Origin of the sequence: Gracilimonas mengyeensis, assembly GCF_900182705.1 — a bacterium.
Classification (GTDB): Bacteria; Bacteroidota; Rhodothermia; order Balneolales; family Balneolaceae; genus Gracilimonas; species Gracilimonas mengyeensis.
Genome location: NZ_FXTP01000002.1, coordinates 464,653 through 483,848, shown reverse-complemented (window position 1 = coordinate 483,848; position 19,196 = coordinate 464,653). Strand labels below are relative to the sequence as shown.

General features: G+C 46.0%; 16 protein-coding genes. 6 read left to right on the top strand and 10 right to left on the bottom strand.

The window, feature by feature from the left end; translation table 11 throughout:
- Window positions 1–194 precede the first annotated feature (194 nt).
- Entirely contained in the window at window positions 195–2,687 is a 2,493-nt protein-coding gene (locus FN815_RS04340) for a glycoside hydrolase family 95 protein (RefSeq protein WP_142453381.1), read from the top strand.
- Window positions 2,688–3,349: 662 nt separating this feature from the next.
- Here the strand turns inward: FN815_RS04340 and surE are convergent.
- The 4 genes from surE to ubiE form a co-directional block, all read right to left on the bottom strand.
- A complete protein-coding gene (surE, locus tag FN815_RS04335; protein ID WP_142453380.1) occupies window positions 3,350–4,123 on the bottom strand; it encodes a 5'/3'-nucleotidase SurE in 774 nt (257 codons plus the stop codon).
- Window positions 4,120–4,950, bottom strand: a complete 831-nt coding sequence (gene panB / locus FN815_RS04330) for a 3-methyl-2-oxobutanoate hydroxymethyltransferase (protein WP_142453379.1) — start codon at window positions 4,948–4,950, stop codon at window positions 4,120–4,122. Before panB ends, surE begins: the two co-directional genes overlap by 4 nt.
- On the bottom strand, window positions 4,947–5,384 hold the full coding sequence (gene fabZ / locus FN815_RS04325) for a 3-hydroxyacyl-ACP dehydratase FabZ (protein WP_142453378.1): 438 nt from the start codon (window positions 5,382–5,384) through the stop codon (window positions 4,947–4,949). The genes panB and fabZ overlap by 4 nt, the downstream gene beginning before the upstream one ends.
- Before the next feature lie 104 nt (window positions 5,385–5,488).
- The gene (gene ubiE / locus FN815_RS04320) at window positions 5,489–6,178 is read right to left on the bottom strand and encodes a bifunctional demethylmenaquinone methyltransferase/2-methoxy-6-polyprenyl-1,4-benzoquinol methylase UbiE (protein ID WP_142453377.1); all 690 of its coding nucleotides are present in this window, start codon (window positions 6,176–6,178) and stop codon (window positions 5,489–5,491) included.
- 232 nt (window positions 6,179–6,410) lie between these two features.
- Between ubiE and moaCB the strand changes: the two genes are divergently transcribed.
- Window positions 6,411–7,304, top strand: coding sequence for a bifunctional molybdenum cofactor biosynthesis protein MoaC/MoaB (gene moaCB / locus FN815_RS04315; protein ID WP_142453376.1), 894 nt, complete (start codon window positions 6,411–6,413; stop codon window positions 7,302–7,304).
- Window positions 7,305–7,851: 547 nt separating this feature from the next.
- Here moaCB and mobA read toward each other — a convergent pair.
- Together mobA and FN815_RS04305 are read right to left on the bottom strand one after the other, a co-directional pair.
- Window positions 7,852–8,400 carry a molybdenum cofactor guanylyltransferase gene (gene mobA / locus FN815_RS04310; RefSeq protein WP_142453375.1) on the bottom strand — a complete coding sequence of 183 codons (549 nt, stop codon included), beginning with the start codon at window positions 8,398–8,400 and terminating at the stop codon, window positions 7,852–7,854.
- Window positions 8,397–9,605 carry a molybdopterin molybdotransferase MoeA gene (locus FN815_RS04305; RefSeq protein WP_142453374.1) on the bottom strand — a complete coding sequence of 403 codons (1,209 nt, stop codon included), beginning with the start codon at window positions 9,603–9,605 and terminating at the stop codon, window positions 8,397–8,399. Before FN815_RS04305 ends, mobA begins: the two co-directional genes overlap by 4 nt.
- A 684-nt stretch (window positions 9,606–10,289) precedes the next feature.
- Here FN815_RS04305 and FN815_RS04300 point away from each other — a divergent pair.
- Together FN815_RS04300 and FN815_RS04295 are read left to right on the top strand one after the other, a co-directional pair.
- A complete protein-coding gene (locus FN815_RS04300) occupies window positions 10,290–12,614 on the top strand; it encodes a molybdopterin oxidoreductase family protein (RefSeq protein WP_142453373.1) in 2,325 nt (774 codons plus the stop codon).
- A 21-nt stretch (window positions 12,615–12,635) separates the two neighbouring features.
- Window positions 12,636–13,589: a NapC/NirT family cytochrome c gene (locus FN815_RS04295; protein WP_142453372.1), complete on the top strand. Its 954-nt coding sequence runs from the start codon at window positions 12,636–12,638 to the stop codon at window positions 13,587–13,589.
- A gap of 620 nt (window positions 13,590–14,209) precedes the next feature.
- On the opposite strand, the gene FN815_RS04290 is transcribed toward FN815_RS04295, so the two are convergent.
- The 3 genes from FN815_RS04290 to FN815_RS18805 are packed head-to-tail and all read right to left on the bottom strand — an operon-like array spanning window position 14,210 to window position 15,897.
- Window positions 14,210–14,668 (bottom strand): molybdenum cofactor biosynthesis protein MoaE, encoded by a 459-nt coding sequence (locus tag FN815_RS04290; RefSeq protein ID WP_142453371.1) that lies wholly within the window; start codon window positions 14,666–14,668, stop codon window positions 14,210–14,212.
- A 1-nt stretch (window position 14,669) separates the two neighbouring features.
- Window positions 14,670–15,644, bottom strand: a complete 975-nt coding sequence (moaA, locus tag FN815_RS04285; protein WP_221930231.1) for a GTP 3',8-cyclase MoaA — start codon at window positions 15,642–15,644, stop codon at window positions 14,670–14,672.
- A gap of 1 nt (window position 15,645) precedes the next feature.
- Window positions 15,646–15,897: a MoaD/ThiS family protein gene (locus FN815_RS18805; RefSeq protein ID WP_185957156.1), complete on the bottom strand. Its 252-nt coding sequence runs from the start codon at window positions 15,895–15,897 to the stop codon at window positions 15,646–15,648.
- A 357-nt stretch (window positions 15,898–16,254) separates the two neighbouring features.
- Here FN815_RS18805 and FN815_RS04275 point away from each other — a divergent pair, with 357 nt between their 5' ends.
- Together FN815_RS04275 and FN815_RS04270 are read left to right on the top strand one after the other, a co-directional pair.
- Complete coding sequence (locus FN815_RS04275) at window positions 16,255–17,004, top strand: sulfite exporter TauE/SafE family protein (RefSeq protein WP_142453369.1); 750 nt, start codon at window positions 16,255–16,257, stop codon at window positions 17,002–17,004.
- A 398-nt stretch (window positions 17,005–17,402) separates the two neighbouring features.
- Window positions 17,403–17,894, top strand: coding sequence for an MOSC domain-containing protein (locus tag FN815_RS04270; protein WP_142453368.1), 492 nt, complete (start codon window positions 17,403–17,405; stop codon window positions 17,892–17,894).
- Window positions 17,895–18,041: 147 nt separating this feature from the next.
- On the opposite strand, the gene cobA is transcribed toward FN815_RS04270, so the two are convergent.
- Window positions 18,042–18,890, bottom strand: a complete 849-nt coding sequence (gene cobA, locus FN815_RS04265) for a uroporphyrinogen-III C-methyltransferase (RefSeq protein ID WP_142453367.1) — start codon at window positions 18,888–18,890, stop codon at window positions 18,042–18,044.
- Window positions 18,891–19,196: the final 306 nt, after the last annotated feature.

Sequence of the window (19,196 nt, the reverse complement as noted above, 5' to 3'; positions counted from 1 at the left end):
GAAGCCTTGCTAAAACCTTCTTGGTTACATCCCCACCAACGGTCAGACGGGCTTGTAGCCGTCAGACTGATATTCATACAAAACCATATCAAAATCCATCTAACGGATTAGTTACAAAGGGCTGGTTCCCAATTTGATTATGTTTACTTACCTTAAGTAAAACAGCAGCTTACTAAACATAATCAATACACTTTATGAATTATTTACGCTGGCCCTTACTCCTCTCTTCCCTGATCTTTTTAGCAGCCTGCAACCATTCACCCCAACCGCCCTCCATGGATCAAACCATGAGCTTGTGGTACGATGAGCCAGCAGAAGAATGGGTAGAGGCCCTGCCTGTAGGAAACGGACGTTTAGGAGTGATGGTATTCGGCCAGCCCGGGCGGGAGGAACTGCAACTCAACGAAGAAACCGTTTGGGCAGGGGAGCCTGGGAACAACATCAGCCCGCAAGTAGGTGAAGCTATTCCGGTACTCCGAGAGCTATTGAATGAAGAGAAATATGCCGAAGCACAAGCCTATGCCGATGAACACATATCTTCTTCAAACCAGGGCATGCCGTACCAGCCGGTGGGTGGTTTATTTATTGATTTTCCGGGCCACGAAAATTACTCCGATTACAAGCGCTCGCTGGATATCGAAAAGGCCATCGCCACCACTTCTTACACGGTTGACGGGGTTACTTTTACCCGCGAGATTTTTTCTTCTTTTACGGATGATGTTATTGTGATGAAGATGACGGCCAGCGAACCGGGGCAGATTACTGGTTCTTTTTCTTTTGATAGCCCTCAGCAGCACGAAACGACTTTTGAAGGAGATCAAATCACCGTTAAAGGAAAAACCAGCGACCACGAAGGCAAAACCGGCCGGGTTGAATTCACTAGCATCATGAAAGCTGAAACCGAAGGTGGAGAAATCACTGCGAACGACACCGTAATTAGCGTGACAGACGCAGATGAGCTCACCCTGTTCATTTCTATTGGTACCAATTTCAAGAGTTTTGATGACATCAGCGGTGATCCCGATAAAGTAGCTACTTCAAAACTGGAGGCTTCTTTGGGCAAAGATTATGAGGCCATAAAGCAATCTCATATCGATTTCTACCAGCAGTATTTTAACCGGGTTGATTTATACCTGGGCGATACCGAAGCCAGCCAAAAAACCACCGATGTCCGCGTAGAGAACTTTGCCTCGGCCAATGATCCCCAACTGGCAGCCCTCTACTTTCAGTTTGGAAGATATCTGCTGATTTCTTCTTCTCAACCGGGCGGACAGCCCCCAACACTGCAAGGCATCTGGAACAACCAAATGTTTCCGCCCTGGGATAGTAAGTACACCATCAACATCAATGCGGAAATGAATTACTGGCCGTCGGAGCTCACCAACCTGAGTGAACTCCATGAACCGCTGTTTGAGATGGTACGGGGCATCGCCCAAACCGGTCAGCAAAGTGCACGCCAAACCTACGATGCCGATGGCTGGGTGACACATCATAACACCGACATTTGGAGAGCCACCGATCCCATTGATGGCATGGGTTCCTGGGGCATGTGGCCCATGGGTGGCGTATGGCTGAGTCAACAGATGTATGAGCATTTTCTGTTTACCGGCGACACTGCCTTTATCAAACAAGAGTATCCTATCTTCAAATCGGCATCCCAATATTTTCTGGATGAACTTCAGCCCTACCTGGACACCGACTGGATGGTGGTTTCGCCATCCGTATCCCCTGAAAACCGATATCAGCTACCCAGTGGGGAGACGCCCGCTATTACAGCCGGGGCTACCATGGACAATCAGCTGATCTTCGATCTGTTTACGCGTACGGCTATTATTGGTGAGTTAGTGGGCGATGATCCGGCTTTCATTGAAGAGATCAATGCTATGAAGGAAAAGATCCCACCGATGCAAATTGGACAACACGGACAACTGCAAGAATGGATGAAAGACTGGGATGACCCGGAAGACCAGCATCGCCATATTTCTCATTTGTATGGTTTCCATCCTTCCAACCAGATTTCACCTTACCGAACACCTGAGTTATTTGCGGCTGCCAAGCAAACGTTATTGCATCGCGGCGATCCTTCCACCGGTTGGTCGATGGGCTGGAAGGTAAACTTCTGGGCACGTATGTTGGATGGCGACCATGCTTATAAACTAATTACCGATCAGCTTAGTCCTTCCCGGCTCCCCGACGGCAGCGAGAAAGGTGGCACCTACCCGAATCTCTTTGACGCACACCCTCCCTTTCAAATTGACGGCAATTTTGGTTGCACGGCCGGTATCGCAGAAATGCTGGTGCAGAGTCATGATGAAGCATTGCATATTCTCCCAGCCCTGCCCTCTGCCTGGCCGGATGGCTACGTAAAAGGCCTGCGTGCCCGGGGCGGCTTTGAGGTGGATATCGACTGGAAGAATGACAGACTGGTAACCCTGTGGCTTAAATCAGACCTGGGCGGAGTGAGCCGGATTCGTTCGTACGTTCCCCTTGAGGGCGAAGGACTGGTAGAAGCAAGCGGCGAAAACCCAAATCCTTTCTATCAAAATCCTGAGGTGAAAGAACCCCTTATCAGTGAAGATGCCGAACTTTTAGATCTGGACCTGGAAAAAGTGTACACCTACGATCTGGAAACCGAAGCTGGGGAAGAGTATGTGATTTATGGGAAGGTTGGGGAGTCCAAACTATAAAATTGGTCATTCCGCGGCGCATGCCCGGAATCTCATGGCTTTTAAACATCAACTGCCGACTTCAACTCAACATTTAGCTCCCTGCTTTCGCAGGGATAACTCTGTCGAACTGTTTCTTTTCTGAAACTTTTGGGCTTCATAGATTAAAAGTAAAATTAGTGAGGCTTTAATCTATGAGACCTATTCAGGCATCTCACATCCCTCTGTTTAAAAGCCAAGGCTTTCAAACGGTCTTCCTTCAAAGGGAGAATTCTTGAAAAGAACCTGTGGGCGGTTATCAGACTTAAAAGCAAAAATTACATCCCGGATCTTAAAGGAGAAATTCCCTCTTTGAAGAGGGACCGGAAATGAGCTTGCTCATTTGCAGGGGGATCTGAATGCGGAGCTGAGATGCTGTAACAGCAAACTCCTTTCCTTAATCTTCCCCCTGCGAATACTCGGAGCAGGCTGGGGGAGAAAAAACTCTTTTGAGCCATTTTTGAACAGTGTTTACTGCTACAATTGGCAAGTATTTTATAAGAATAGAAAATGGATCCCTAATGCCATCCATCAGACGGCCCTTTGCAGGATTAATATTACGTTGCCTTTTGACAGCCGTCAGATGGGAGAGGTGGATAAAAGATTTGAGGAAATCTCAAATCAACAATCATCAATCAAAAACCCTAATCGTCCAGACTGATGTCTTCTACATCTCCCAAGAGATCGTAAGCGGTTAGATCGTATTGAATAGGCGTAACAGACGCATAGCCCTGATTAAGCACATGGATGTCAGAATCTTTGCCCTCATCCAGTAGCTCGAATTTACCGGTGAGCCAATAATAAGCACGGTTGAAAGGATCGGTGCGGCTTTCGTATTCCTCCACATAACGGCTGTCAGCCTGACGGGTCCATTTGAGACCGGTAAATTCTCCGGCCGGAGCGTTTACATTCAGGGTAACTCCTTTGGGAAGCCCGTTCTTCAATACAAATTTTATAACCCGGCGGGCCGCTTCCTGGCAGCCTCTAAGGTTGGCTTCCTCGCTGTATTCGGTACAGCTAACGGCAATGGAAGGATAGCCCAAAATGGTTCCCTCGGTAGCCGCACTCACCGTCCCGGAATACATGATGTTGATACCCGCATTGCTTCCGTGATTGATTCCGCTCACCACCAAATCAGGCTTACGATCCAGCAACTGTCCGTGAGCCAGCTTCACACAATCCGCAGGCGTGCCATTTACCGCTTCGCCATCAAACTTTTCTGCTACGGTAAATTTACTGGCCCGAAGTGGCACTTGAATAGTGATGGAGTGGCCTACCGCACTTTGCTCCTTGTCAGGGGCTACGATATACACATCCCCGAATTCGGCTGCTACTTCAGCCAGGGCTTTGATACCCGGAGAAAAAATACCATCATCATTAGAAACTAAAATAAAAGGTCGCTCTTCTAATTCACTCATCCGCCGTACTGCTCGTCTTTATTTGGAAAATCTTTGTCTTTAACATCTTTGATGTAATGCTGAACCGCTTCGGTCATTACCGAATTCAAATCAGCATATCGCCGCAAAAAGCGAGGGTTAAACTCTTTATTGAGCCCCAACATGTCGTGAAGTACCAGAACCTGTCCGTCGCACTCTGGTCCGGCCCCGATGCCAATCGTTGGAATAGATAATTCTTCGGAAACCCGAGCTGCCAATTGTGCGGGGATCTTTTCCAGAACTATAGAGAAACATCCGGCTTCTTCCAACAGTTTAGCATCCTGAATCAAATCTTCCGCCTCCTGCTCTTCGGTAGCGCGCACTTTATACGTTCCGAATTTATAAATGCTTTGGGGAGTCAATCCCAGGTGCCCCATCACCGGAATGCCAGCTTCTACAATGCGTTTTACCGTTTCTACGATGGGTTTACCACCTTCCAGTTTTACAGCATGGGCCCCGGCTTCTTTCATCATACGGCCGGCACTAATAAGTGCCTCTTTGGTAGTGACTTGGTAACTCATGAAGGGCAGGTCAGCAATCACAAGGGCCCGGTCCACTCCGCGTACCACACACGAGGCATGATAAATCATGTGGTCGAGCGTCATGGGGACGGTGGTGTCATGGCCCGCCATCACGTTGCTGGCAGAATCCCCTACTAAAATGATTTCGATCCCGGCCTGGTCAATTATTTGGGCCATGGTATAATCATAAGCCGTGAGCATAGAGATTTTCTCTCCGCGCTGTTTCATATCCACCACGGTTTGGGTGGTTATTTTTGCAGGCTTTTCAGATTTTTTTTGAGTGCTCATACCTGCTCCCGTGGAACCAGAGCAGCAGAAGCCTCCAGTTCGCAAGCCACTTTACCATCTACAGAAGCCGTACCATGCATGGTGACAAAATTTCGTCGTTGAGAGCCCAGCTCTACTTCCAGGATAAGCTGATCGCCGGGAACTACTTGTCGCCGAAATTTGCATTTATTGATCCCGCTGAAAACCATCAAGGTCTTTTGGGGATCATCCACATGCTGGGTCATCAACATAATGGCTCCGGCCTGTGCCATAGCTTCTACCTGCAGAACCCCGGGCATGATAGGTTGCCCCGGAAAGTGACCGTTGAAAAACTCTTCATTCCCGGTCACATTTTTGAGCGCTTTAATACGTTTTTCTTCTAATTCTACCACACGATCAACCAATAAAAACGGATACCGGTGCGGTATTACTTTTTTTATCTCTTCTATATTCATGAATATGTGTTTTGGTATATGCCTATTGGCAACTTCTATCCCTGAAGGATACTGTTATTAGCTGGCTGATGCTTTTAAATTTTGCAACAGGCCATAATATAATATTATTGAACCACACCTACATATACGTAGGCAATTCCGCCCGTTAGCTTTACAGCTCTTCGATTACTGAAAGACTTGGCGTCACCCATCAGTTTGAGAAAGCGGTCGCCGGCAGGAAATTCGGCACTGGTCCGGGGCAAATAAGTATAAGCTTCCCTGTTCCCGCTGAGCCATCCGCCAATAGCCGGCATAATATGCTGGCTGTATAATTCATACGGAAATTTCATCAATCCCTTGGGCTGGCCAAATTCCAGCACTACTACCCGTCCCCCGGGTTTTACCACGCGAGCCATTTCCTTTAAGGCTGTCACAGGCTCATCCACATTTCTTATTCCAAATGCGATACTTGCTATGTCGAAGGTGTCTTCTTCATAGGGCAAATCCATTGCATCGGCTACTTCGAAATCGATTTTGAGGCCGGCTTCTTCAGCTTTTGCAGGAGCGGGCTCAATCATGGGCGCACAAAAATCGGTGCCCATTACGTAACCGCTATCCCCAACGGTTTTCTTGAACTCAATGGCCAGGTCACCGGTTCCGGTAGCGCAATCCAGCACATGATCTCCTTCAATGGCACCACTTTCCAAGACGGCTTTTTTGCGCCAGGCATGATGGACTCCAAAGGAAAGTACGCTGTTAATTCGATCGTAATCGTCCGCAATGTCTGCGAACATGGATCTTACTTTTTCACTCATATAAAATGCAATTTATTGGTTTTGGCCACATAACAGGAAACCGCGCCAAATGGTTCTTTTCAAAGGGCTGAAATGTAACGATTTTAAAGGAACGTTAAGAGGTCGATTTTGGGATTATAAATTTATCTCAGCCAAGCAAATCATCATCTTTTCAAGCGGTCATTTATTATTCTAATTTGTAGTTCGTAGTTCCTATACTTTAGCCACTCATTCACTCAGTACAATTGTTCTCATGATAGACATACATCATAAAAACACCACATTGCGATACGCCCGGGCCAGCGGTAAAATTTTTCTGGATGAACAGACGCTGGAACGGGTAAAACAAAAAACGGTGCCCAAAGGCGATGTAGCATCCGTTGCCAGAAGCGCGGGCATATTAACCGCTAAACGCACCCCTGACTGGATGGTATTCAGCCATACGCTCCCCTTAGACTGGGTAGACATCAGCATGGAAATCTTACCTGATGCACTAAAGTTTACAGCTGAAGCACGGACCGTTTGGAAAACCGGGCTGGAAATGGAAGTGATGGTAGCCGTTAACGGGGCTCTGCTAAATGCCTACGACATGCTTAAACCGCTGCAAGAGGATATCACCCTTGGCGACATCAGACTGGAAGAAAAGAACGGTGGGAAATCTGATCACAGAGACCATTTTGACCGTCCGATTACCGCTGCATTACTTACTGTTTCTACCGCCAAAAAAGATGGAAATCGCCCTAATCACTCCGCAGAGATTATCCGGGAGTTTTTAGAAGATAAATCCATTACCCTTTCAGAAGAAGAGTTACTGGCGGAGCAGAAAGAAGATATCGAAGCTACTCTTGACCGGCTTTCGGGCTCGGTAGATCTAATCCTGTTAACCGGATCAAGCGGGGCCCAGAAAAGTGATTTAGTGCCCGATATTGTTCGCCAAAAAGTCGATAAATTATTGCCCGGCATTGGAGAAGCGATGCGACAATACGGATTTCAACGCACGCCTTTTGCCATGCTTTCCAACCAAGTAGCAGGCTTAAAGGGTGACAGCTTGATCATTTCGTTGCCCGGTAGCAGCAGCGGGGCCGAAGAAAGTTTACATGCCTTGTTTCCCGGCGTATTGCATCTTTTTAAAATGATTGGTCGGTGAGTATTTGAGTAAGTAGCCGTTATTTTAACGCTTTGGGACCTTGGCGCTAACACCCTCCGCGTATTTTGATAAATCAAAATCTGGCACCTCCCTCAAGGGAGGACCTATTCCTGTTTACGATCTATTTTTAGTGTTTGAGGATTTGTTTGCCGTTTATTTTTTCGATGGCGCATCAAGCACCTGGACCTCAAAAAACATTACGCCGAATGGCGTTCAAATCATCATGGTTACATGATGAAAATAGCTCCAGGTAACACCTGGAGTTGTAGATTTAAGAGGTATCAACCCCGAAAGGGGTTCAACCAAAAGCCCCTTCCGTTAAATTACTCTTCAAAATAATTTGTGTATATGAACCCATAATTTCGATGGTTTAACCCCATTCGGGGTTTTCATATTCCCCTTTTATACCCTGAGCTTTGGCTCAGGGCTATTTCATTCTGTAACCAGAATGGTTAGACACCTATCGGCGTCAATTTACAAAACCAGCTTGGTGAGAGTTTTATGCAAGCACGGTCCTTAAATCAATATTTTGCGAAAATTATAGACTCTAAATAAACTTCCGATACTCCTCCGGGGTATTGATATTCCTGATTTCTTCTTCTGAAACTGAAAAATATCCGCAGTTAATTTCTTCCATAAATCCCATGACCGCCCGGTTTCCTGATTGCAGGTATTGCTCAAGCTTTCCGGTAATTCTGATATGATATATCCCACATAAGGGTTGAATACGGTCGGTGCTTTGAGCCAACCGGGCATCTAAATTTTTATCAATGGGAGCATTTAACGTGTGTAAGCTTTCATCAGAAATGAGGGGAAGGTCTACCGGTAACAAAGCGATGCTATCAGCTTGGGTATCGTGCAGTGCGGCCAATATTCCTCCCAGCGGGCCTACATCCGGCATGGCATCAGGTATTTGGCGTATATCTGTGGATAGCGAGCGACCGCCAGTTAAAAGCGTAACGGAATCGAAAATGGGAAGCGTCCTTTCGATGATATGCTCAAGAAAGGATTTTCCCTGAATCTGAAGAAGGGCTTTATCCTGTCCCATCCGCCGGGATTCTCCGCCGCATAAAATATAGAGCGTACGATTTTTCATGATAGATCGATTCCTGTGGAGAAGGGAATTACTTCGATTAAATCACCTTTGCCGTAACGTGTGCCCGGCTCCAGACGAAGATAGACATCGTTATCCCGGTACAGTTGCAGCAGATGCGATCTCATCACACCCTTGCTGCGAACCGAGAGGCGCTGATTTTTATCCAAAAATAGCTTACCCGGGGCAAACAGCGTTTTCTCTTCACGGTGATTTTCGAGGGAATTGGCTGCGACAGCTTTCAGATTTAAATGGGGAAGTTCTAACATGTTCCTTACCACGCGACGCACATACATCTCCGCACAAAAAGTGGCCGATATAGGATTTCCAGGAAGGTGAAAAAAAAGAGTTCCATTTAGTTTTGTGAAGGTTATCGGCTTGCCGGGTTTCTGTTGAATGTTCCTGATGATGATTTCGGCGCCGAGCTCTTTCATGGCTGGCAGAATGAAATCCCGCGCTCCCTTAGAAATTCCGCCCGTAGTACAAACCACATCTGCAGAGCCGGACAGTTCTTTCATGCGATCAACAACTTTATCAAAATCATCCGGCAGCACGGGGTGTGTTTCAATCTCCACCCCCGGCCAGGTTTCCATCAAACCGGAGAGTACCGGTCCGTTGGTGTTCATATCTTCATCTACTTCCGAGCCCGTGACCTGAATAGCCATTCTGATGCTTTTTTTTACCCGGCAGGCTTTGTTTCCGGATTCAATAAGCAGCCCAATTTCATACGGACGGATTTCCTTGTTCTTGGCCAGCATTGTTTTCCCTTTTTGATATCCTTCGCCTTTTTTCCGGATGGGATTCCTTTTTGGAATATCCTTCACTTCAACGGTTGAACCCGTTGTGGTTGTCAGCTCAACCGGGATCACAAAAACCTCGTCCTCTGGGACCTGCGCCCCCGTCATAATCCGTTTGCACCGCCCGGATTCCGGAGAAGAAGCCCCATCATCTTCCGGCTTAATTTCCCCTATCAATTCAAAACTTCGAAGCCCGTTTTCCAGGTCATTTTTCAAAAACAAAAACCCATCCATGGCAGAATTATCGGTTTCGGGAATATCGCGTTGGGCAGCTACATCTTGGGATAGCACTCGTCCTACGGATTGTCTGGCCGGGATAGTTTCTGAGTTAATACCGGTTTCCGTGTATTTATCAATTCGGTGAAGGGCTTCATGTACAGTAAGATAATCGGTCGCGCTGGATTCGGACATTTACTAAAAATCAGATTTATCGGTTTTAAAGTTAGTCTAAAAAAACGAATGGTTTTGATGGGATGAAAGAATAATACACTTTTTCTGCTCGGATAATATTATCCAAAATGCCTTGAAGGGTTTTCATGTTAAAAGACTGGTGCCTGTGCCTCCAATGACTTTTACAATCGGCAGACCACTTCTTGCTTGTTTACCCGGCCTACTGTATGGCGCATTTAAAGATTTATCAAACAGCTGATTCCCTTGCAGTGGTCGGACGAGTTTGTGTGTTCCTTTTTTTAAGCTCCGTACTTCGTCCGACGACTCCAGCTCGTCAGACGATTGAATCTTGGCGAGAATAGTTTTTTTGGCCTAGCAACTTTCGGGCCTTCCATTCGGCAGACCACTTCTTGCTTGGGCACCCGGCCTTCCAAATGGCACATTTGAAGCTTGGTCAAATGGTTGGTTCCATTTCAGTGGTCGGACGAATTCTAGGTTTTTCCAAACAACCGTTCTTTGTCTGACAACTACAGTTCGTCCGACAATTGAATGCGGGAAGAATGTTACTGCTGACCGCACGATACAACAAATAATCAACTTGACTGACCGACCGTATATTCATTATAAATAATGATTTTATTTGATTGAATATATTTCAGGAAGTATACTCCATCAGTATATTTTTATAAAATTTTACGATACAGTATGTCCAAAAAAGATGGAATAAACAGAAATAAAGAACACCCAACATCGCCTGATACCGCCTCTGATAAATATGATGGACTAAGCCGGCGGGACTTTATGCGTATCGCATCTCTATCGGCTGCAGGTGTGTTTACCGGTTCGCTGATGAGTGGGTGCGGAGAACTTTGGGAGCGCCAGCCTGTTATTGATGTGGATAGCTGGCATCAGGGTGTCTGCCGGTTTTGTGGTACGGGATGCGGAATAAAAATTGGTATGTCGGATGGTAAAGTTGTAGATGTGAAGGGTGATCCAGCGGCCCATAACCGTGGCCGCCTCTGTATCAAAGGAATTCTGAACCGGGAAATTCTATACGTTGAAGACCGGGCGCTCTACCCCATGATTCGCAAAAACGGTGAGCTGGAGCGGGCATCCTGGGAAGAGGCTATGGAGCTGATCGCCTCCCGGTTCAGTCAATCCATCCAAAACAGCGGGCCCGACAGCGTAGCTTTTTACGGCAGTGGCCAGCTATTTACCGAAGAGAGCTACAGTGCAAATAAGCTATTCAAGGCCGGAATTGGTACCAATAATGTCGATGGAAATCCCCGGCTCTGTATGGCGTCGGCCGCCGTGGGCTACACTTCCGTATTTGGGAAAGATGAGCCGATGGGCTGTTACGAGGACACCGATCATGCCGACTGCTTTTTTGTTACCGGATCAAACATGGCCGAATGCCATCCAATTGTATGGGAGCGTTTACAGGACCGGAAAAGGTCTAACCCGGACACATTTTTGATTGTTGTTGATCCGCGGAAAACCCGTACGGCTGAACATGCCGATCTCTTCCTGCAAATAAAACCGGGTACGGATGTAGCTCTCTACAACTCCATGATCTACGAGTTTTACCGCCGCGGGTTGGTTGATCTGGAAATGATTGAAGACTACCTGTCATTTCAGTCGGGCAGCAATTCAATTACTGAAGAACAGTTTCGCAGTCATCTTGAAAAATATACCCCTGAACGGGCTGCTTCTGTTTGCGGAATTTCTGCAGAACAGATCCGTGAGGCAGCTTTCAGGTTTGGAAACTCTCCTGCAACCATGTCGTTTTGGACGATGGGGCTCAACCAGCAGATACAGGGAACAGCAGCCAACCGCCTGGTGATGGCTATGCATCTGCTCACCGGTCAGATTGGCCGCCCGGGCGCCACGCCATTTTCACTCACGGGTCAGCCCAATGCCGGCGGCGGTGTGCGCGATACCGGATCACTGGCCCACGCCTTGCCAAACGGACGATTGGTGGCTAATCCCAAACACCGCAAAGAAATGGAAGAGCTGTGGAATGTACCCGAAGGAACCATCAGTCCTAACCCGGGCCACCATGCCATTTCACTATTCCAGGCGATGAACAGCGGGGATGTGGAATGTGCGCTGATTATGTCGACCAACCCGATCCAGTCGCTGCCCAACATCCTCCCCTATCGTGATGCGATGGAAAATGCCTTTGTGGTTGTGGCTGATGCGTTTCACCCCACGGAAACAACAAAATATGCGGATGTGGTTCTGCCCGCAGCCATGTGGGCGGAAAAAGGCGGGGTGTTCAGCCAATCAGAGCGCCGGTACCACTATGTGCCAAACCTGGTGGAGCCAAAAGGTGAAGCTCGCAGCGATTTTGATATCATCATAGACCTGGCCGACCGGCTTGGCCACGGCGATTTATTTCCCAATCGCACGCAGGCCGATATCTGGGAAGAATGGCGAAAAATTTCAGCCCATTCCACCTATAATTTTGAAGGCATTACCTATGAACGCCTGAAAAATCAGCCCGGAATTTTATGGCCCTGCCCGGATGAAGATCATCCCGGAACCTGCCGAAGATACGTTCCCGGCGAGGATCCCCTGGTCAAAGATGAAGATGCCCGCCTTGATTTTTATGGCCGACCGGATGGACGGGCTTTAATTTACCTGCACGAACAGGGCGAGCCTTATGAAAACCAAAATGAAAAATTCCCCCTGCTGCTTACTACCGGCCGCGTATTGGAACACTGGCATACGGAAACGATTACCCGGCGTGTGGATGATCTGAAGAATATTAAAACAGATTTTCTTGAAGTACATCCGGCCGATGCAGCGCGCTACGGGCTTCAGGATGGAGATGACGTCCGCGTTGCCAGCCGCAGAGGAGATGCCGAATTTGTAACCCGCATCACTGACGATATCCGCGAGGGGCTTGTATTTGCCACTTTCCACTCAGCCAAACACCTGGTCAATAAAGTTACAAGCGATGCGGTTGACCCCTTTTCGCGCCAGCCGGATTATAAACGATGTGCGGTTTCCATAGAAAAAGCCTGAGAATATTCTAACCTGTACCCTATGAAAAAATTCAATCCAACACTGCTTTTATCCTGCCTGATTCTTCTGATCGTATCTGGCACTGCCTTAGCCTTAACAGGAATTTATCATTTGGAAGATACTCCCGGTAGTACGGCCTCTTTTGAAACCGTTCACAAGGTTGATACAGAAAGCTTTGAGAGATCCGAAGCAAAAACAACCCTTGATGGTGGCACCTATGCCAATATTATGCAAAATGCCCAAACAGAAAAACCGATTGCTTCAACGGCTGAAAAGGGAATGACCATCGGGGAAATTATGAGGTGGGCCGGAATTGTAGCTATTGTTGTCGCCATCGTGATTCTGCTGCTGATCGAATTTATTTACCGCGACCGTATCAACCCTATGAATTATCGAATTTTACTGATCATCAGCCTTTTTGTACTCCCTATGATTGTTGGACTGGGGACCAGTGCCACGGTGCTTGAAACCACTAAATCCGTACAATCCTGCGGATCCTGTCACGTGATGGATCCGTTTGTGGATGATCTATTTGATGCTGAAAGTACAACGCTTGCTGCCCGTCATTACAAAAACAAGTGGATTCCGAAATACCAATGCTATACTTGCCATACCACTTATGGCGCACACGGCACATTTGAGGGCAAACGCGATGGTTTCCGTCACTGGCTGCTCTTTGTAACCGGCACCTGGGACGAGCCCATTTCCTACTCCGGAAGCTATCCCAATATGAACTGCACCTCCTGCCATGCAGGAACAAATGCTTTCCAGCAAGTGAAAAGTCATCGTGCGCTATCCTCCAAGCTTCGTGCCGATGAGGTAAGCTGTACCTCTTGCCATGGCCCTGCACATCCAACTCCAAAAGAACGGGTTGCCAGCACCGATCAGCAAGAAATAGAACAACGAAGCACCTCAGCAATGAGGAAGATTGGACCTGAAGAACTTAATAGCCTGGTGGAGGCCTTAGATGAATAGATCAGAACAGAACATATCAGACGAAAATGATTCACAGGAAATAGACAAATTAGTACGAACTGCCATTCTTTGTACTATAACAGGGATGTTATTTGTGCTCCTCTTTTTGATCGTTGGCTTCAAGGCTTGGAGCGTAGGAATCGGCGTATTTTTGGGAATGCCTGTTATGATTTTTGGAATGGGTCTATATATAGTAGCCGTATTCAGGGATTTAAAAAGCCGGAAGGTCTTGGATAGTGATAATAAGTAGAACGCATTTACTGCTTGGCAGTTCTGTGATCGGCATACCGAGCGTTGAGCGAGTTTTTGAAAACCACTCTTATCACGTAAAAAACACCGTCTTTGCGAGGAGATTATGATGACTAAGCTAGAATTGGGATGCAATACGACGAAGCAATCTCTCTGACACCACTTGGGATATTCAACAACGAGACGTTATGGAGGGAGTTGCTATGATTCAAGAGATTGCCACGGGCTGTGCTATCGCTGCAGCCCTCGCAATGACCAAACGTTGGTATAGATTTTTTAGCAACCACTTTTTTTCACTTAAATCTGCCATCGGACGGTTTCATCCTACTCCAAACCGTTAAACGCATTAAGTAGAAAAACCCCAACCCATTTCACTTTTCACTATTTCCCTTCACCAATTTTTCCTCTTTCCAAACCGTTTTATCTTCAAAGGTTTCTTTTTTCCAGATAGGCACATCTTTCTTAATGCGGTTCATGATTTCTGCGGTAGCTTCAAATACCTGCTTACGGTGGGCAGCACTTACCGCCACTACGATGGAAGCTTCGCCGATAGGAACCCTGCCGATCCGATGGACAATCCAGGCTTTTTCCAGTTCAAATGTATTAACCACATCGAGGCCAATTTTTCTTAGTTCTTTAACCGCCATGTCCACATAACAATCATAATACAAGTCCAGCACGGTTTCTCCTTCATGGTGATTGCGGGTAGTTCCCACAAATACATTGATGGCCCCTGCCGCCGGATGACGGACAAACTCGTCCCCTTGTTTGGGATCGATGAGCTCTTCCTGAATATGAACAAATAGCTTGTTGTCAGCTTCCGTTTTCATGTTACCCCCCAATGGCAATCATGCTTCGATTTTCCATGTCGGGCAGGTTTTCCATGCCGGCGTGCGCCTCTTTTTTGGAGCGGACACTCAAGCGAATCAATTCTTTTAGGTTGTGACCTTTGCGCAGGGCCGTTAACAAATCAGCTTCCTGATTTGAAAAAAGGCAGTTTTTCAGCTTGCCATCTGCAGTGAGGCGCAGACGGTTGCAGGTTCCGCAAAAAGGCTCCGTCATGGAACTGATAACCGCAAAAGTTCCTTTGCCTCCCTTCACTCTGAAACTCTTGGAAGTGGAATGTTTGGGATCTTCCAGCTTTTCAATTTGAAAATATTTTTGAGCCTCATCCAGTACATCCTGGTAGGTAATCAGTTTTTCCACCTCCCATTTGTTACCGTTAAACGGCATAAACTCAATAAAGCGTACGTGTACCGGTGTTGTTTTTGACCATTCCAGCATGGGGTAAATTTCTTCTTCGCTGAAATCCTTCAGCATCACCGCATTGATCTTGATCCTTAGTCCTGCCTCCATGCCTTTTGAAATATTTTGCATCACTTTTTCAAAACGGTCACGGCGGGTGACTTTAGCGTACTTATCCGAGTCCAGCGTATCCAGGCTTACATTGATGGAGCGCAAGCCCACTTCCAGGAATTTATCGATATACCGATCCAACAGAATGCCATTGGTTGTGATATTCAAATTCTCAAACCCAAGTTCCACCAATCGGTCCAAAATTTCAGGCAGTTGTTTATTAGCCAGCGGCTCTCCGCCGGTAATACGAATTTTATCCACCCCCATTTCCTGGAAAACAGATACGATCTGCATCAACTCGTCCACAGAAGGAAGGCGGTCTTCGGGTGAAATGGGAAAGCCCTCTTCCGGCATGCAGTAGGTGCACCGAAGATTGCACACTTCAGTGATGGAGATGCGGAGATAGTTGTGAACCCGGCCAAATGAATCTTTAAGAATTTCTTGTGACACCTCAACCTCCCGAAACCGGAGTAATCAATGCAATTTCTTCATCTCCAGACAGGGTATAATCAAGCGACTCGTACTGCTGATTTACCGCCGTCCGTATATAAGGTATGTATTCTTGCAGACCAGGATATTTTTCGGTAAGCATCTCCAGTAATCGGTGTAAGTCCATCTCTTCTTCAAAAGATAACATCTCTTCTTTTTTGCCTGTGATCTCTGCAATCACACTAAAATACTTCATGGAAATACTACTATTCATGGTTCGATACTTATTTATTCGTGTTTTAAATACCGGGCTCGCAAAGTACTTTAATCTAATGGTTTTATAAAGCTCATCCATAAGTTTAGCTTGTACGGTAAAACTTCCGCTTATTATTTTAGGAGAGCTAAGGTGATCATTAGCCTCAGATATTAAAAAAGCTCTTAGTGCTTTTTGCAACCGTAGCAGTTAACCTACAAGAAGTATTTCTACGTTTCCCCTAAAGGAACAGAAGCACTCTATTGATTATGCAACTGAATGATCTAACTTCCGCAATGCTAAAACAATCCTCCCGATTGCTCTCTCGGTAATCAAAGAAATCATCAATAACCGTATTCCTAAAAATAATACTCTCTCTTGCTTGAATTTCCTCTTTACCTGTTGCTGTTATTTTTTGTAGTTGCATTTATTTATGGTTCGGTAGGCCACGGCGGTGCATCCGGATATATTGCTATTTTGACGCTTACCGGTTTCTTTTCCCCACAAATGGTTTCGGTGGTGCTCATCCTGAATATCCTGGTTTCTTCCATCGCAATGTACAATTACGGGAGCCGCGGACATTTTGAATGGACGCTCTTCTGGCCTTTTGCCATCACCTCCATTCCCGCTGCCTTCCTGGGCGGATACATTACAGTTGAAGCAAGCCTGTTTTTCATTATCGTAGGCATTGTTCTGCTTTTGATGTCGGCTACCATACTAATCCGAACGGTGAAAAAGATCAAAATTGAACAGGAAAAGCCGGTCTATATTCCGGCAGCTTTGATTGCAGGACTGGGCATTGGTTTCCTGTCGGGATTGATTGGTGTTGGCGGGGGTATTTTCCTCACTCCCTTCATGCTATTTTTAGGCTGGGGGAAATTGAAAAAGATTGCTGCTGTAAGTGCGCTTTTTATTTTGGTAAACTCAATAAGCGGAATTATGGGGCACGCATTTTCGACCGCGATATTATGGTCAACAGCTCTATACTTTACGATCCCGGTAGTGGTTGGTGGCTATATCGGATCACGAACCGGGGTAAAATCCGTAAAACCTTTTTTCATTCAATACCTGCTCGCCATCGTGTTGTTGATAGCTGGAATTAAAATGCTGGCACAGTATTTATTTTAATCGACTTAAATGATTGCGGCAGGTTTTTATTTTGAGGTGCTACGAATATTTTAGGCCAAAAAAGCATTTCTGCAAGATTTAATCGTCAGACGAACTGGAGTCGTCGGACGAAGTATGGGACAAAAGAGCAATAAACTCGTCCGACCACTGACAAAGAAACAACCGTTTGCCTCACTTGTACAGCTCCATAAAGCAAGCCGTGCAACTAAGCAGGGAGTGGTCCGACGATTATACGATATTTGTGCTTCAACAATTCTGCCACATGCATAGGATATAACACCTCAAAATAAAAATCTCTCATGATTGCAGAGCGACCATAAAATTAATTACAGCTTTTCCGGAGCGAATACTATATTAATTACATTATTCATGAACCTGTTTAACCTGATTATTTAAATGTGATTACAGAGAAAGAAGGGAAAGTTGCCGGCATTTTTATCAGTCGGGACGAGGGCGGTAAAATCACGGAAGTGGAAGATATAGAAGCCGTAGCCGGAATCGGGCTGAAGGGCGACCGCTACTACTCTAAACAACTAAGTACACCGGAAGAAAAACGTCGTCCGAAAAAAGAACTGACTTTGGTAGAGTTTGAATCTGTAGAAATACTGAACAAAGACGGACGCTACGGCACTGTTCAGCCTGGCGATCTGCGGCGCAACCTGGTAACAAAAGGAGTTCATCTGAACAACCTTACAGGTCAAACGTTTTTTGTGGGTAAAGTGAAAGTCAAAGGCATAGAACTCTGCGAGCCCTGCCGGCATCTGGAAAAACTAACCGGCAAAAAAATTATGAAGCCGCTGGTGCATAAAGCCGGATTACGCGCACAGATATTGGAAGGTGGTATAATCAAAAAGGGAGACCGGATTGTTGTGGAGAAAGCAGTAATTTGATCCCCGGACTTCCTGCAATTTGCCTTGATAGTATCCCTTTTGGCACGTACTGAAGCAATCCTTTCATCTTTTCATTTCATAAAAAAGGAGATGGAAAAATCCTGCCATCAAACCCATTGAACTATAAATAAAGGCAATAACTTAGATCTAATAACTAAGAGCTGTAATTCCGGTTTTCAAGTATTCAGAAAATTCACTGAAACGGTGACGTACCTTTTTATACATCCCTCTTTTTCCTACAAAATACCGGGGCTTTTGTGCTGAATGATAAGCCGGATGTAGCTTCACCACTTCTCCAATCAGGATAAGGGCAGGATTGGTCAAACCATGTTTGTTCACTTCTTCTACAATAGTACCAATGGTTCCCAGCGCAATTTTCTCTTCCGGCAGGGAGCCCTTCTGGATGACCGCTACGGGAAGGCTCTTCCGATTATAAGATTTAAAAATATTGACGATTTTTGGGAGGTTTCGCATGCCCATCAAAATCACGATGGTAGCATTTGTCTGGGCAGCCATCCTGATATCCTCTGAAACACTCCCATTGCGGGTTACCCCCGTAGTCACCCAAAAGCTTTCATTCACGCATCGCTTTGTCAGGGGAATGCTCTGCAGCTCGCCCACCGATGTACAACTGGAAATACCGGGCACCACATCTACGGGTATGCCGTGATCGCGTGCATAATCCAGCTCTTCGTGGCCACGACCAAAAATAAACGGATCACCGCCTTTCAAGCGTACCACCACATGTCCCTGATAAGCCTTCTCCACAATCAGGCTGTTAATCTCATCCTGACTGTTTTTACATGAGCCCGGCTTCTTGCCCACATAAATACGTTCTGCCTCAGGTGGAGCATGATCCAGTAAATCAGGATGAGAGAGCGTATCGTATAAAACAACATCGGCCTCAGACAATTTTTTTACCCCTTTCAGGCTTATCAAATCCGGATCGCCGGGCCCTGCACCTACTAAAACAAGTTTTCCCTTTTTGGATTGCATGGTTACAAATGGCTGTGTTAGTGTTCAAAATCCTTGGAAAGATTCTCTCGCGTAACAATTTATAGAAATAATAAGGCAAAAATAAAATTTATTCGATATTAATTAACCATTCAATATTAAAGGGTTTAAATAATTCAAAATTAGCACAGTATTAATTTTTATTTTTAGGTTGATAAGTACTTTCAAAGGGGTTAATATATGAAGCGAAACGAATTTTTTACATTCTTTAATTAAGTATTTAGAGATATAAAACTAAAATATTTAATTTCAATTTCTTCCTTATTTCTACGATAAACAACACATTAG

What these genes read in the sequence shown, in the direction of transcription:
- fabZ (WP_142453378.1), bottom strand. Translation starts at nt 5,384, where the DNA reads ATGAATATAGAAGAGATAAAAAAAGTAATACCGCACCGGTATCCGTTT.
- FN815_RS18805 (WP_185957156.1), bottom strand. Translation starts at nt 15,897, where the DNA reads ATGAATAGTAGTATTTCCATGAAGTATTTTAGTGTGATTGCAGAGATC.
- FN815_RS04340 (WP_142453381.1), top strand. Translation starts at nt 195, where the DNA reads ATGAATTATTTACGCTGGCCCTTACTCCTCTCTTCCCTGATCTTTTTA.
- moaCB (WP_142453376.1), top strand. Translation starts at nt 6,411, where the DNA reads ATGATAGACATACATCATAAAAACACCACATTGCGATACGCCCGGGCC.
- cobA (WP_142453367.1), bottom strand. Translation starts at nt 18,890, where the DNA reads ATGCAATCCAAAAAGGGAAAACTTGTTTTAGTAGGTGCAGGGCCCGGC.
- surE (WP_142453380.1), bottom strand. Translation starts at nt 4,123, where the DNA reads ATGAGTGAATTAGAAGAGCGACCTTTTATTTTAGTTTCTAATGATGAT.
- panB (WP_142453379.1), bottom strand. Translation starts at nt 4,950, where the DNA reads ATGAGCACTCAAAAAAAATCTGAAAAGCCTGCAAAAATAACCACCCAA.
- FN815_RS04295 (WP_142453372.1), top strand. Translation starts at nt 12,636, where the DNA reads ATGAAAAAATTCAATCCAACACTGCTTTTATCCTGCCTGATTCTTCTG.
- FN815_RS04290 (WP_142453371.1), bottom strand. Translation starts at nt 14,668, where the DNA reads ATGAAAACGGAAGCTGACAACAAGCTATTTGTTCATATTCAGGAAGAG.
- FN815_RS04305 (WP_142453374.1), bottom strand. Translation starts at nt 9,605, where the DNA reads ATGTCCGAATCCAGCGCGACCGATTATCTTACTGTACATGAAGCCCTT.
- ubiE (WP_142453377.1), bottom strand. Translation starts at nt 6,178, where the DNA reads ATGAGTGAAAAAGTAAGATCCATGTTCGCAGACATTGCGGACGATTAC.
- mobA (WP_142453375.1), bottom strand. Translation starts at nt 8,400, where the DNA reads ATGAAAAATCGTACGCTCTATATTTTATGCGGCGGAGAATCCCGGCGG.
- FN815_RS04300 (WP_142453373.1), top strand. Translation starts at nt 10,290, where the DNA reads ATGTCCAAAAAAGATGGAATAAACAGAAATAAAGAACACCCAACATCG.